Raw genomic sequence first — 15,198 nt, 5'->3', positions numbered from 1 at the left:
GCCCTTAGTTTTTTTACTTAATACAAACTGACCATATACTTACTTAGATTGGTATTATGCCGTCTTACCGGACTTGCTCCGGTATCTGCTTTTGTGTTTAAAGCTTAAAGACGAGATATCAAAGCCGTCATGCCGGGCTACGACCCGGTATCAGGATGACAACTCAAAAAGCGTACTGTGTTTTTAACTTCTCGCTTGCTTCAATTGATACAAGCATTCCAAGGCTTGGCGCGGGGTTAACTCATCGGGGTTAATATCATCTAACAACAGCAAAGCTTCATCTAAGGGCTCATCAAACAACGGCAAGGTGGTAGGCAGCTCAGTTGGCTGTGATAGGGTGTTTTTAGAGAGTGAAATTCCCCCTGCTTGGCTATCCGTCGATTCACTTATTGTTTCTAACTCGGCTAATTTATGGCGCGCCAGCACTAATACTGGCTTAGGCACGCCGGCCAAGGCGGCCACTTGTAATCCATACGAACGATTCGCTGCACCCTCTTGCACCGCATGCATAAAGGCAATAGTGTCATCGTGCTCCATCGCATCTAAATGCACATTAGCGACTTCTGGCCACAGGTTAGCTAACTCGGTAAGCTCAAAATAATGAGTGGCAAACAAGGTATAAGCATGTAGCTTATTAGCCAAGGCATCGGCACAGGCCCACGCCAGCGCTAAGCCATCATAAGTACTGGTACCGCGACCAATTTCATCCATTAATACCAAGCTGTGCTCGGTTGCGTTATTCAAAATATTTGCGGTTTCAGTCATTTCTACCATAAAGGTCGATCGGCCAGAAGCTAAGTCATCCGAGGCGCCAATACGAGTAAAAATACGATCAACTTTGCCAATGCTAGCACTCTGCGCCGGTACATATGAGCCCATGTAGGCCATCAGTACGATCAGAGCCGCTTGGCGCATATAAGTTGATTTACCCCCCATGTTCGGGCCTGTTATTACCAGCATCTTGCGTGAGTCAGATAGATTAAGCGGATTGGCAATAAAAGGATCGTTCATTACCTGCTCAACCACCGGATGACGACCGGCCTCAATATCAATGGCGGCATCTTGAGTAAGAGTTGGGCGGCAATAATCGAGGCTGTCGGCGCGCTCGGCCAAATTAGCAAATACATCCAACTCCGCCAGCGCAATGGCACTGCGCTGCAAAGGTTGCAGCTGTTCTAACAAACGGTCAAGCAGCTGCTCATAAAGCTTTTTCTCTAACGCTAACCCTTGGCCCTGAGCGCTAAGCACCTTGTCTTCATATTCTTTAAGTTCAGGAATAATATAACGCTCATTATTCTTAAGCGTTTGGCGGCGTATATAATGCACCGGCACTAAATCGGCACTGGCGCGACTTACTTCAATATAGAAGCCGTGCACTCTGTTATATGCCACTTTTAACGTTTGAATGCCGGTGGCGGCTTTTTCTCGAGCCTCCAGTGCTTCTAAATACCGGTGCGCACCGGCGGCCAATTCACGTAGCTCGTCCAACTCCGCATTAAAGCCCTCGCGGATCACACCGCCATCTCTAATCAACACCGGAGGTGTTTCTACCACGGCCTGCTCAAGTAATTCAGCAAGTTCAGGATATTGATTAATAATAGTACCAAGCTCATTTAAACTAGGCCCGTTTGCCAGTGCTAATTGTTGCTGAATATCAGGAAAAGCCTGTAAAGCGCTGCGTAAACGGCTTAAATCACGAGGGCGCGCCGAGCGTAAAGCCAGTCGTGCTAATACCCGCTCCATGTCGCCTACTTGGCGTAGCGGTGAGCGTAAATCTTCAAAGCCGCCCCCAGCCATTAGGAGTGCAATGCTGTCTTGGCGACGCGTGAGGGTCTCGGTGTTACGGCAGGGCTGATGTATCCAACGCTTGAGTAAGCGACTACCCATGGGGGTTGCAGTGTTATCCAACACTTCGGCTAGGGTATTCTCAACCGTGCCGGAAAGATTAAGGGTCAACTCCAAATTACGCCGCGTGGCTGCATCCATCACCACCATATCTTGACTGCGCTCAAGGCTGACACTATTAATGTGCGGCATAGCGGTGCGCTGGGTATCTTTTACATATTGTAGTAAACAACCGGCGGCACACAGCGCTGTGGTGGCTTGTTCAACCCCAAACCCAATTAAGTCGCGGGTACCAAACTGCTGACACAACAAGCTGCGCGCAGTGTCTAAATCAAACTCCCATATCGGGCGACGGCGTAGCCCCTTACGCGTTTCAATCGCTGCAAAATAGTCAAAATCTTCGGGGTGCAATAACTCGGCTGGCTGGGTGCGCTGTAATTCAGCAATTAACGACTCTTCAGTGGCAAACTGGTTCAGCACAAAACGACCGGTACTCACATCTAGCACACCATAACCAAATTGCTGACCATCATGGTAAATAGCCGCCAAACAATTATCTTGGCGCTCGACTAACAAGGCCTCATCCGACAGCGTGCCGGGTGTAACAATGCGCACTACTTGACGTTCCATCGGCCCTTTAGTGGTGCCTGGGTCGCCAATTTGCTCACAAATCGCTACCGACTCACCCATCTGTACTAAGCGCGCTAAATAGTTCTCTGCCGCATGGTGAGGCACCCCCGCCATGGGGATAGCGTTTCCTCCTGACTTACCGCGTTTAGTCAGCGAAATATCTAACAAGCGTGCGGCTTTTTTCGCATCATCATAAAACAGCTCATAAAAATCGCCCATCCGATAAAACATCAACACATCCGGATGCTGCGCCTTCAGTGCCAAATATTGAACCATCATAGGTGTATGCTGAACAGTTTGCTGATTCATAATAAAATCAAAGCCTTATATCTTTACGAGGTAGAATAAAACGTAATACAACACAGCCAAGAGCGAACCGCCGCCATGCTAAAATATAAAGTCATATTGTACCAGCAAGCGACTACAAACAGCCATACGCCGACTGCCGTACGAAAAAACAAACGGTGGTTTTCTTGAACGCACGGCGCAGTACTTGGCTGTCACCCTGAACTTGCTACTCCACAGAGCCTCACAAGCTGGCAATCACTTTTTTACCACTTCAACCGCTGTATGATGATGTTAGCTATTAGCTGACGACACAATATGTCGCCTTGCCGAGTGATAGTGTTTCTACCAACTTATCCCATCCGGGTGACACCTTAAAACCACAACCATAAAGGCGAAATTATGTGCAAGCAAAACAGTTACAGCAAATATCAAAAAAGTGTGATTAAGTTTTTAACTGACCACTTAGGAATAGATACGCCTTTTACCTATGAAAAAACTCAAACGAATCACTTAAAAGTGCTGATCGACGGAGTTAAAAAGCCGCTATATACCGGTTGCACACCTTCAGATCATAAGTCTCTTACCAACTTTCGGGCGGATGTAAAAAGAGAACTAAAAGCCTCTAAAATAACCCAAGCTATTAGAGATGAGCCTGTAACAGAGCCGCCTTGTCGAGATTATCTGAGTGCGTCTCACGAAAAGCTAATAAAAAACTGTATCAAGTCTATTCGCTCTCGGTTAAGTGCTATTAAGTCAAAAGAGCAAGAGAAAGTGCTAGAAAGCCGTTCGTTAGATGTAATTGCATCATACCGAGAAAATGTCGTGAAGCGTGCCATTGAGCAAGCCTTACAAATTCGCCGTAGTAATGACTATATAAAAACCAAAGAAAAAAAAGCTTTTACTGAAAAAGTGGCTCGCTACCTCAACTTTATGATGCCCACCATGGCCTGTTATGCAGAATTACTTGGCAATACGGCGAACGTAAAGCAGCGCAATAGTGAGCAACATAATCCCCCACTAAGCCACAGCGAAATTAAACTCAACAACGCAAATAACACAACTCCCGCTACCCAAGAGCCAGCTCAAGCAGCAAAACCGGCACCAGAGCAGGCAGCGCCAAAACAAGCAGACAGCACCACAAAAACCAGCCCGCACACAGCCAATGTGCCCGCTCAAAAAAGCCAAAGCTCCGCCGCAGAACTTATGACCATGTCTGCTAACAATCGAGTCGATTTACTGCGTAATTTAACCAAAGCTCAGTCGTTACAATTAATAGACGACATTAACCAAGCTATGGCTCTAAACCGCGAACAAGATATAGAAGCTGTGGTGTCATTAATTAAAGAAAAAGGCGTATCACTGGAGTCCATAATTGCCCGATTAGAAGCTTAGAACTCCCGCTAGCTGCTAGACAAGGTGGATGCTATTGCCAAACGGTCAGCCTAATAAAGTCAGGGTGTAACTTAAAACCGGTTGATTGAAGGTGAGCTTACAAAAGCGCAGAAGAGGGGAGGGGCATTTTAGACAAACAAATGACTCCCTCTTTAATATTAAAGCACCGACACATACTCGGAGTTGGTGCTACTCGCACTGAGCAACACTGATGGCAGGTAAAGACTCAATTTATTGCTGGTACAGGCGATAGTCACTGTGATCCCAAGCCCATTTTTCACTGGGATTACCAGGAAAATCCAGATAAATATTATCACCTTTAGTGGTGATCTCAGGCATGTCGCTACAGGTGCCAAAGGTTGGACTGATCAAAGGCTGAGCATCTTGGCGCGCAATCACTAACATATATTCAGCAGGGCAGGCAGTGCCGCCACTACCAAGTTGAAGCAAGACAATTTTGCCATGTTGCGTCGGAAACTCCCGCTCGACATAGGCAGTGTAATAGTCCGTTAGGCTGGCCACCGGTTGGTTATCTAGCTTGATACGGATCACATCGTCATATTCATCTTTATCTAGACTGATCTTAAGTGCCGCTTTCGCCTGCGCTTGTTCAAACTTCGGCGAAAAATACACGCTGCCATCACTGTAAGTTACAGTCGCGCCGTTCAAGTTAACCTGCTGTCCTGCCTTGCCCATTAGCTGTTCGTCGGCTTCTTCGTCTGACCATAGTTGTACCACTTTGCCATCGGCAGTGGTGACCCAATATTGCATACTGGCATAACCCAGTTCGCCTTGTAGAGTGCCGGGTACTTTTGCTTCCAGCTCTAAGTCTTGAGCAAAAGTGGGGACTGCGAGTAAAGCCGTGCCAAAAATCAAAGGCTTGATAAATGTGCTCAGTTTTTTATTCATTGCTATTCCTTACTATTAAAAGTAAAACTTAATTGTAGGTGCTAAAGTGCGACTACATTCGTTCAATGTGTGAATCTCAGCGTTGCTTGTTCGCTTTTACCAATAAGATGTCTTTCAGAACTAATCTTTATTTTTCCGTGGATTCTATGTGTTCCGTTGCAAAATGGGGTTAATCTCTTGGCTAATAGCGAAACCCTGACTTTCGTTAGGATGGCGGCTTAAAGATGAGCAGTGGTTTGGGGCTAGCTAGGCGCTAGGTGCTTATTTTTCAACCTTCACCTGTTTTAATTCATCTTGCTCCGCAAGACCCGCAGCTAAAGCGCGGGGCTACAAAGGCATTAAGAATGTAAGGCGGGCGTTGTGGTTTTTTGTCCTCTTCACCCTTTACCCCTCACTCTTTACCGGTTTTAATCTTTAGCTGAGCGCTTGGTGCTGGGCGCTCGGCGCTGATTGATACTGCTCCATCATCTTCTGCGCTTGCTCTATAATAGCTTCGCGCCAAGTGTGGGGTTGTAACACTTGAATGCGTGCACCAAATCCCATGATCCACCATTGGGTCTGTTGGTCGTTGGGTACGGTGGCTGTGAGGGTAACCCAGCCGTTGGTATCGGGCTCGGATAATTGTTGCTTTGTACTAATGGGCGTTTCGGCGAGTAGCCAGGCCATGCCTTTATCTATTTTGGCGATCAGTTCTACATCTTTTTGAGCGAGCGGATAACCAAAAGCTCCCTGTTCTATATAGCTTTCTACACTAAAGTTAGGCTGTTCGCGGTAAGGCGCGTCACTGGAAATGAGGTTGTGAATCCGGTGTAGGGCGAATTGGCGGATGTCGTCATAATCATTCACCATGGCCAATAAATAACTAACACTGTGGCGTACCACTAAGCCCTGTGGATGCAAAGTAAAGGATTTTACTTCTTTTTGTTGGCGGCTTAAGTATTCGACATTAATGGCTTGGCGCTCTAATAACGCGTCGCTAATACCTTGCCACACTTGGGGGGATACGGTGGCGGGTAGTAAAGCTTTGCCATTAGGAATGGCGCGTACTTGGCGGGCCCAGCTGGCGTAGCCGTTTTCTTGCAGGCCATCTAAATATTTGCGAGCACCGTTGAACTGTGGGCTAAGCTTGTCGACGGCGATTTGCGGCAGCAAGCCTTTTAAGTATTCTTCGGCAAGTACTAGTGTCAAGGCTGAGGCAGTATCGAGTGCGGGCAAGTTACTTGTAAAGCTGGGATCAAAAGACCAGCGGTAGGGCCGTTCATTTTTATTGCACAGCAGCGGAAAATGGTTCGACATTTTTTCGAGATCACGCTGAATAGACCGCAACTCAATGATAAAGCCACGCTCGGCTAATAATGCTTGTAATGTGGTGGTTGCTTTAAATTGCGGAGCACGAGGGATTAGCTGCAGCATAGTTAGGTATCTGAATAAGGTGTCGCGTTGCGTTGCCATAGAGCCTCGTTTTTATTTTTAAGATTAAAGATTTTTCTGCCACGGAATACACGGAACCCACGGAAAAATTAAGCTGAGATAAGATCGAAAAATGATTAAAGCATATTTATTGTAAGGTCGTAAAAGTAAAAATTTTTTCAGATTTAATGTCTATTGTTCCGTGGATTCAGCGGGTTCCGTTGCAAAAATATGTTGTCGGTTTATTGTTTACTATTGGCTAAAAAGCCAATGGGTTTGCTTTGATCAGCGGTTTTAAGCTTGTGCTCTTGTTGCAGCCCGGCTAATAAGCTCTCTGGACTTAAGGTTTCGCCCATTACTTTATGACGGCGTTCTACTGCGGCAAAGTCACCGGGGGTTAGTTGTGTTAGTTGGCTTACTGCTGTGTGTAAATGCACAGCCTCTTGTTTGTAAAAATGTCCTTCCATGGCTAAGCCTAATACGGTATTAAAATACATCCATGCTTGCTCTGCATTAAAGTAGTTAAAGCGAATTTTAAAGTCAAAGCGTCTTAATGCAGCACCGTCTAGGTGGGTCATAAAGTTAGTGGCCATCACCAGAATACCGTTATATTGCTCCATTTGAACCAATAACTCATTAACCTGACTCACTTCCCAGTTGCGTACCGCACCGGCACGGTTAGCCAATAAGCTGTCTGCTTCGTCGATGAACAAAATAGCGCCGCTTTCTGAGGCCTCATCAAAGGCAGCCGCTAGGTTTTTCTCGGTGCCGCCGATAAAGGCATCTAATAGGTCAGAGGCTTTTTTGACGAGCAGCGGTTTATCTAAAGTACAGCTTAAGTGCATAGCCAAGGCGGTTTTTCCAGTCCCCGGCGGACCATACAAGCACAAGCGCCCCATGCCGCTGCGTTGCAAACCATTGATGATAGGCGTTAATACTGTATTGGTAGCGCACAGTGCGGGGTTAAAGATTGACACTGCGCGAGGCTGAGTCAGCCGTTGCCAACGATAGCCTAGCGCTTGATATAAATTAGCCAATAAGTCTTCCATTGCGGCCTCCACTTTGTTGGTTTTTCGATAGCCCAGTTTTTTTACGACCTTTGCGGCTCGCGCTAAGTGAGCCGGTTGTAAATGGGGCTGCTTGGCCAGTTGTTGTAACCAAGGTTCGCTGACATTGAGTTTATTGAGCAAGCGTTTGGCGATATTAAGTCTGGCTTCGACAGTCAGCTCCGGCATGGCTAAGAGCAAATCAAAACGGCGAATAAAGGCAGCGTCTAACTCGGAAATATCATTGGTTAGCCAAAACGCGGGGCGGGGATTGTCTTCGAGTAGTCGATTTACCCAAGCCTTTTTGCCTTGGCTGATGCGCTCATTAAATACATCCTCTACTTCATCAAACAGTACTAGGCTATTAGCGTTGGTGCGTAATACTTGTTGGCAAAGCTGATAGCGAGCGAAACGCTCGCGGCCGTTTAGCGCTTCACCTTGCAGATTGGCAAATTTCACTTCATGTAACACGCAACCTAAATGCGCCGCCAACGCGCGTGTTAGCTCGGTTTTACCGGTACCCGGTGCGCCATAAAGCAAGATATTCATGCCACTGTGCGGTCTTTGAATATTGCGCGATAAGTAACGGGTGAGTTGGTCAATAAAGGGCTGTAAATGCGCAAAATCGTCGAGGGTTAATAAGGTGGGCAGATTGTGGTTAGAAAATGCCTGCAATAAGCTTAAAGGTCCGTCTTGTTCGTAAAGCAAAATATCAGCTAATCCACGCATCAGCTCTATGCTACCGCCGTGGCGTTCGCTTTGTATTAGGCCACAAGTTTGTAGTGGCATATCGGGGGTAAGTGCATGGGCAACTTGGCGATGGTTGTAAGGTAGGGCGTGAGCCATAATGCCCACTAATTGCTGAGTGCCAACGAAATGTTGATAAAACATGCCCACCGTATGGGTCAATATATTGTCTTGTTCTTGTAACACCATAAACGCCAAAATATCGTTCTCAACGACTGAAAGCCCGAGGCTTGTAGATAACTGCTTTAAGTTATAACCCAGTAAAGGAGGCAAACAGGGATGTAAGCTTTCTTGCTCAGCCAGAGCGGCTTTAAGTAACTGCATGAGCGCTGTGGATGGCATGTCTGAGATCTCAACTTCGGGGTAGAAGTTGTGCAGCAAGTCGTCTAATTCAAAGCGGCGCTTACCTAAGGCGGCTTGTGCAGCTCCACCTTGTACAAGTAGGCGTAATGACCATAACCATGGCAGCGATGGATGTGCTTGCACTGTTTTACGGTATGCGTGTCGCTTGTTACGCAATATATTAGGAATAGGCGACTGGTTCGACATGTTATGCTCCAAGTTTACGGTGGAGTCATCAGAGTACAAAGCAAGGCGACATTTTATGTCGCCTGAACCAAACAGCCCCTTTGGAGAGCTAGCTGCGGTCTTTTTAAAGACGCTTTACTGCGTAAAGCCGGCCGACTGAAGTGGCCTCTACAGGGGGGGACAAATCCTCAATCCCTTTATAGTTGCGATTAGGGTTGGTGCTGGGTGCTGTGTGCTAGACTGGCGGTTTTTATGTGCAGGGATTCGGCATGTTGTATTCTTCTCTTGAATGGCTGGCGCTGCTGATCGTCACCGGTAGCATAGTGGTGCAGGCGTGGGTGGGCATTGGCTTTGGTTTGCTCGCTGCCCCTTTGTTATATTTAATTGACCCCGCTTTTGTGCCTGGGCCTGTGTTAATGCTGGGCTGGATGCTGTCGTTAATTGTGGTGGTGAAGCAGCGTCATGCTTTGAATTGGCGACGTGTTTTCCCGGCTATTATCGCGCGCTTGCCGGGCTCTTGGTGTGGGGGGCTGCTGTTGGTGAGCATTGCAGCTTGGCAACTGAGTTTATTTTTTGGCAGCGCTTTATTAGTGGCGGTCTGGTTGAGCTTACGCCGCTATTCGCTACCACTTAATAAAATGAACTTAACGGTGGCAGGATTTTTATCTGGTGTGCTAGGCACCTCTACTTCTGTGGGTGGGCCGCCGATTGCGCTTTTATACCAGCACGAAGAGCGGCTAACGGCGCGTAATGAAATTGCCGCTTTCTTTTTAGTGGGTACGCCTATTTCTCTGCTTATGTTATGGCTAAATGGCGGGGCGGCGCTGGTCAATATCGGCTTAATCGTTAAAATGTTGCCCGGTGTCGTGATCGGCTTTTGGTTGTCGCGACACTTAGAGCGAGTGATCAGCGCGCAGAGTGCCAGGCCTGCCATTTTATGTATCTCAGCTATCTCTGCCATAGTGGTATTGGTGCAGGGCGTGATGGGTGGCATAGCCAGTTAACTGTTTAGCATTAAAGGAGAGTTATCATTATGTCTGCACAAGAGCATACCTACCCATTAGCCGAGCAGTTAGGTGAGGTGTTATTAGCGAAGGGCTTCACCATTACCACGGCGGAGTCTTGTACGGGGGGCGGTATTGCCTGTGCCATTACTGATATTGCCGGCAGTTCGGCGTGGTTTGAGCAAGGTTTTGTGACTTATTCTAATGGGGCTAAAACCCAGATGTTAGGGGTCGATGCCTCTGTGATTGAGCGCGACGGCGCTGTGAGTGAAGCGGTAGTGATGGCGATGGCCAAAGGAGCCTGTGCTCATAGCGGTAGTCACTTAGGGGTGGCGGTAAGTGGTGTGGCAGGCCCAGGTGGCGGCAGCCCAGATAAACCGGTAGGCACGGTATGGCTGGCGTGTTATTTGGCGAGCACCGATCACACCCACACTCGGTTGTTGCAACTAACGGGTGATAGAATCAGCGTACGCCAACAAACCACAGTGGCGGCATTAGAAGATTGTTTGGCGCTGTTACTGGCATCAAACTAGGCAAAATGCCAATATCAGTAAATTAGTGAATGTAAACTTGTTACTGTATGAATAACCAGTATAATCAGTTTGTATATTTAGACGCATTAGCTTAATCAGCGGAGCCTTCATGGATCAAAATAAAGAAAAAGCCTTAACCGCCGCCCTTGGTCAAATTGAAAAACAATTTGGTAAAGGCTCTATTATGCGCTTGGGTGATAATAAAGCGTTAAACATAGACTCTGTTTCTACTGGGTCTTTGTCTCTTGATATTGCCTTAGGTATTGGCGGTTTACCTATGGGGCGCGTGGTTGAAATTTATGGCCCTGAATCATCGGGTAAAACCACGCTGACCTTGCAAGTGATTGCTGAAGCGCAACGTGAGGGCAAAGTGTGTGCCTTTGTGGATGCTGAGCATGCGCTAGATCCTTTGTACGCTGCTAAGCTGGGCGTAAATGTTGATGACTTATTGGTCTCTCAGCCTGATACCGGTGAGCAAGCATTAGAAATTTGTGACATGTTAGTGCGCTCAGGTGCAGTCGATGTGATTATTGTTGACTCGGTAGCCGCACTTACTCCTCGCGCTGAAATTGAAGGCGAAATGGGGGACTCCCACGTAGGTTTGCAGGCACGTTTAATGTCGCAGGCACTGCGTAAGCTGACCAGTAATATTAAATCTGCTAACTGCTTAGTGGTATTTATTAACCAAATTCGTATGAAAATTGGTGTGATGTTTGGTAGCCCAGAAACTACCACTGGCGGTAATGCGCTTAAGTTTTACTCATCGGTGCGCCTAGACATTCGCCGTATTGGTGCGGTGAAAGAGGGTGACGAGATTGTGGGTAATGAAACCCGCGTTAAAGTGGTAAAAAACAAAGTTGCCCCGCCTTTTAAACAAGCTGAATTTCAAATTATTTATGGCGAAGGGATCTCCAAGCAAGGCGAATTGGTTGAGCTGGGTGTTAAGCACAAGCTGGTGGATAAAGCCGGTGCTTGGTACAGCTACAAGGGCAATAAAATTGGCCAAGGTAAAGCCAACTCTATTAAGTACTTGCTAGAGCATACTGATATTTCTAATGAAATTGAGACCTCGTTGCGCGATATGCTGTTGCTTAAGCCAGGTGAAGAAAAAGTAAAACCAGAAGATGCGCCAGGCGCACTGGGTGGCAGTGCACCTGCCAGCGAAGAAGAAGAGTTTTAACCATTAAGGCCGGGGCAACCCGGCCTTTTTTATGGCAATTATTGCTGCACCTACTCGACGACTTAAGAGCAACAACGTTTTGCTACAAAACATACGGAACTCACAGCAAGATTAACCCTAGACAAGTTCTACAGAGCCAAGATACTTCATGGGTAAAGGAGTACTGAGCGAATTTGGTTGCAGTCAGTCCTTTCGGTTTTTTGTTAGCTCGGTACTATCTTCACTTTTTACACGACACCTCTTACACTTTAACCATGCAAAAAAAACCACAACAACTGACCCCCGAAGCCTTGTGGCACAGTGCACTTGGGCTGTTATCGCGCCGTGATCATAGCCGCCTTGAGCTGGCGCAAAAATTACGGTTGCGCCAATTTGATAATGAATTGATTGAGGCTGCGCTCGATAAATTAGTCGAACAACAATGGCTGTGCGATGAACGCTTTGCCCGAGTGCAAGTGCGCCAACATGTGTTTAAGCGCCACGGCCCGATGCGTATTCGTATGGAGTTAAAGCGCAAAGGAGTAGAGGAGTCGCTGATTGATTTGGCGCTTGAAGCAGATGAAACCGACTGGTTTGCGCTCGCATTGGCGTGTTATCAGTCACGCTTTAGAGACCCTCACATCAGTGATATGAAAGAAAAAGCCAAACGATTGCGCTATTTGCAAAGCCGTGGCTTTAACTCCGAACAAGTGCGCTATGCACTTGAAGCCGCCACCGAAGACGATGCTCATTAGCCGTTAACCAAGGGCATAATGCGCCCATATTGCTTCTAAAACAGCTGCTAAAGTGCGGCGGCATTTTACATTAGCGCCGATACCTTTTAAATTAGCAAGATTAACGCCTATGAACCCCGTAATTAAGCAGGATCACCCATGCAGATGACCACATCAGAGTTGCGCAACGCGTTTCTCGAATATTTTCGCCAGCAAAACCACCAAATAGTGAGCTCAAGCTCGCTTGTTCCTCATAACGATCCGACCTTGCTGTTTACCAATGCCGGTATGAACCAGTTTAAAGACTTGTTTTTAGGTGTTGAACAGCGTGCTTATACCCGAGCGGTCAGTTCACAGCGCTGTGTACGTGCTGGGGGTAAGCATAATGATCTGGAAAACGTTGGTTATACCGCGCGTCACCATACGTTTTTTGAAATGTTGGGTAACTTCAGTTTTGGTGATTACTTTAAGCAAGAGGCGATTCTTTTTGCATGGGAGTTTTTAACCGAGGTGGTTAAGCTGCCCAAAGATAAGCTTTGGGTCACTGTGTATGAAACCGACGATGAAGCCTTTGAGCTTTGGTCTAAAAAAATGGGGGTGCCAGAAGAGCGCATCATCCGTATTGGTGACAATGGCGGTCAATACCAGTCAGATAACTTTTGGACCATGGGTGATACTGGCCCGTGTGGACCTTGTAGTGAAATTTTCTATGATCATGGTGAGCATATCTGGGGGGGGCCTCCGGGCAGCCCAGAAGAAGATGGCGACCGTTATATTGAAATTTGGAATCTGGTATTCATGCAGTTTAACCGCCATGCAGACGGTACCATGGAGCCCTTACCTAAGCCCTCGGTAGACACTGGCATGGGACTAGAGCGCATTGCTACTATTTTGCAGGGCGTGCATTCTAACTACGAAATTGACTTATTTCAGGCGCTTATTAAAGCCGCGGCTAACGCAGTAGGCACCGATGATATTGAGAGTAAATCGCTGCAGGTGATTGCTGATCATATTCGCTCTTGTGCCTTTTTAATTGCCGATGGCGTTATGCCCTCTAACGAAGGCCGTGGCTATGTATTACGCCGTATTATTCGCCGTGCTGTACGCCATGGTCGCAAGCTAGGCGCTGAGCAATCGTTCTTTTACACCTTAGTGGGTGCCTTGTGTGAGCAAATGGGAGAAGCCTACCCTGAGCTTAATACACAAAGAGCCATTATTGAAAAAGTACTGCGCTTAGAAGAAGAGCAATTTGCTCGTACTCTGGGTCGTGGCTTACAGCTATTAGAAGACGCCATTGCTGAGCTAGGTGATGCCAAGGTGCTACCGGGCGAGGTCGTGTTTAAGTTATACGATACCTATGGCTTTCCGGCAGATTTAACCGCTGATGTCTTGCGCGACCGTGAGCTGAGCATAGATGAAGCCGGCTTTGAAACCTTAATGCAGCAACAGCGCGAGCGCGCTAAAGAAGCTTCTAACTTTGGTATTGATTATACCAAAGCCATTAAAGTGGATGGCACTACCGACTTTATCGGCTACGAGCATTTGGCTGAGTCGGCCAAAGTGGTGGCGTTATTTAAAGACGGCGAAGCGGTACCGGCATTAATTGCCGGTGAAGAAGGCGCCATTGTTTTAGACCAAACTCCTTTTTATGCCGAGTCGGGCGGCCAAGTAGGTGATGCCGGTGTTATTAAGTTAACAGAGGGCTTGTTTGTGGTGAATAACACCCAAAAAGCCGGTAATGGCATTTTGCACTTAGGCACCCTAGAGTTGGGTACCGTTGAGGTAGGGGAGCCCGTTAGCGCGGCGGTAGACAGCCAGCGTCGTCAAGCGATTGCCCTTAACCACTCGGTAACGCACCTTATGCATGCACGCTTGCGTGAATTGCTGGGGGATCATGTTACGCAAAAAGGCTCATTAGTGGAGCCAGATCGTATGCGCTTTGACTTTTCACATCTAGAAGCCATGACCGCGGCTGAGCTGCGTGAAGTAGAAGAAAGAGTGAATAAAGACATTCGTGCCAACTACGATGTGGCCACCAAGCTAATGGATCTAGAGGCGGCTAAAAAGGCCGGTGCCATGGCGTTGTTTGGTGAAAAGTATGACGATGAAGTGCGCGTTGTCTCTATGGGCGATGCCTCTACTGAATTATGTGGTGGTACCCATGTTGCGCGTACCGGTGACATTGGCCTGTTTAAAATTATCTCCGAAAGCGGTATTGCCGCCGGTATTCGTCGTATAGAAGCGGTGACAGGCGATGCGGCATTGGCTTATCTACATCAGTTAAATGACGAGCTGGCCCAAACAGCAGGCTTGGTAAAAAGTGATGTGTTTTCGGTGGCTGATAAGGTAAAACAAACCTTAGATCGTAGCCGTCAGCTAGAAAAAGAAGTTGAGCAGCTAAAAGCCAAGCTAACGGCGCAAGCCGGCACCGCATTGTTAGAGCAGGTTGCTGAGGTGAAGGGCGTTAAGGTACTGGTCGCTGATTTAAACGGCGCCGATGGTAAGTCGCTGCGCGGCTCGCTGGACGATCTTAAAGTGAAGTTGCAATCGGGCATAGTGGTATTGGCTACGGTGAACGATGGCAAGATCAGTCTGATTGCCGGTGTGACTAAAGATTTAACGAATAAGGTGAAAGCCGGTGAGCTGGTGAACCTAGTGGCACAGCAGGTAGGCGGTAAAGGCGGTGGTCGCCCAGATATGGCCCAAGCGGGCGGCACTGAGCCTGCACACTTGCCTGCGGCTTTGGCATCGGTCACACCTTGGCTGAGCGAGCGCTTATAGTAGTAACAGGATTCAAATTAAGCTGCTAAAGTAGTAAAGAGGCCTGTCTATGACAGGCCTCTTGATTTTAAGCGCTTAGCCCTCAAGGGGGGTGTTATACCAATCTAAGTAAGTATATGGTCAGGTTGTATTAAGTAAAAAAACTAAGGGCTATTTTTGCCACGGAAGACACGGAAAAAGGCAAGAGCGAAA

10 protein-coding genes are annotated in these 15,198 nt (G+C 47.5%); 6 read left to right on the top strand and 4 right to left on the bottom strand.

Annotated features, from left to right (window positions below; translation table 11 throughout):
• Positions 1–183: 183 nt before the first annotated feature.
• Entirely contained in the window at positions 184–2,784 is a 2,601-nt protein-coding gene (mutS, locus tag ACTHY5_RS07045) for a DNA mismatch repair protein MutS (protein ID WP_441878137.1), read from the bottom strand.
• A gap of 378 nt (positions 2,785–3,162) precedes the next feature.
• On the opposite strand from mutS, the gene ACTHY5_RS07040 reads away from it, so the two are divergent.
• Positions 3,163–4,155, top strand: coding sequence for a hypothetical protein (locus tag ACTHY5_RS07040; RefSeq protein WP_441878135.1), 993 nt, complete (start codon positions 3,163–3,165; stop codon positions 4,153–4,155).
• Between the two features lie 231 nt (positions 4,156–4,386).
• On the opposite strand, the gene ACTHY5_RS07035 is transcribed toward ACTHY5_RS07040, so the two are convergent.
• The 3 genes from ACTHY5_RS07035 to ACTHY5_RS07025 form a co-directional block, all read right to left on the bottom strand.
• Positions 4,387–5,064, bottom strand: a complete 678-nt coding sequence (locus ACTHY5_RS07035; protein ID WP_441878133.1) for a hypothetical protein — start codon at positions 5,062–5,064, stop codon at positions 4,387–4,389.
• Positions 5,065–5,478: 414 nt separating this feature from the next.
• Positions 5,479–6,516: a helix-turn-helix transcriptional regulator gene (locus ACTHY5_RS07030; protein WP_441878131.1), complete on the bottom strand. Its 1,038-nt coding sequence runs from the start codon at positions 6,514–6,516 to the stop codon at positions 5,479–5,481.
• A 200-nt stretch (positions 6,517–6,716) separates the two neighbouring features.
• On the bottom strand, positions 6,717–8,816 hold the full coding sequence (locus ACTHY5_RS07025) for an AAA family ATPase (protein ID WP_441878129.1): 2,100 nt from the start codon (positions 8,814–8,816) through the stop codon (positions 6,717–6,719).
• Between the two features lie 248 nt (positions 8,817–9,064).
• On the opposite strand from ACTHY5_RS07025, the gene ACTHY5_RS07020 reads away from it, so the two are divergent.
• From ACTHY5_RS07020 to alaS, 5 genes are all read left to right on the top strand, one after another.
• Complete coding sequence (locus tag ACTHY5_RS07020) at positions 9,065–9,799, top strand: sulfite exporter TauE/SafE family protein (protein ID WP_441878127.1); 735 nt, start codon at positions 9,065–9,067, stop codon at positions 9,797–9,799.
• A gap of 29 nt (positions 9,800–9,828) precedes the next feature.
• Positions 9,829–10,332, top strand: a complete 504-nt coding sequence (locus ACTHY5_RS07015; protein ID WP_441878125.1) for a CinA family protein — start codon at positions 9,829–9,831, stop codon at positions 10,330–10,332.
• A 109-nt stretch (positions 10,333–10,441) separates the two neighbouring features.
• Positions 10,442–11,512, top strand: a complete 1,071-nt coding sequence (gene recA / locus ACTHY5_RS07010; protein ID WP_441878123.1) for a recombinase RecA — start codon at positions 10,442–10,444, stop codon at positions 11,510–11,512.
• Between the two features lie 254 nt (positions 11,513–11,766).
• Positions 11,767–12,246 carry a regulatory protein RecX gene (locus ACTHY5_RS07005; RefSeq protein ID WP_441878122.1) on the top strand — a complete coding sequence of 160 codons (480 nt, stop codon included), beginning with the start codon at positions 11,767–11,769 and terminating at the stop codon, positions 12,244–12,246.
• Positions 12,247–12,384: 138 nt separating this feature from the next.
• Positions 12,385–15,006, top strand: a complete 2,622-nt coding sequence (gene alaS, locus ACTHY5_RS07000) for an alanine--tRNA ligase (protein ID WP_441878120.1) — start codon at positions 12,385–12,387, stop codon at positions 15,004–15,006.
• The last annotated feature ends 192 nt before the right edge of the window (positions 15,007–15,198 follow it).

Origin of the sequence: Oceanisphaera sp. (assembly GCF_052084945.1) — a bacterium.
Taxonomy (GTDB): domain Bacteria; phylum Pseudomonadota; class Gammaproteobacteria; order Enterobacterales; family Aeromonadaceae; genus Oceanimonas.
The sequence above is the reverse complement of the archived record's forward strand: the minus strand, read 5'-3'. Positions and strand labels throughout refer to the sequence as shown.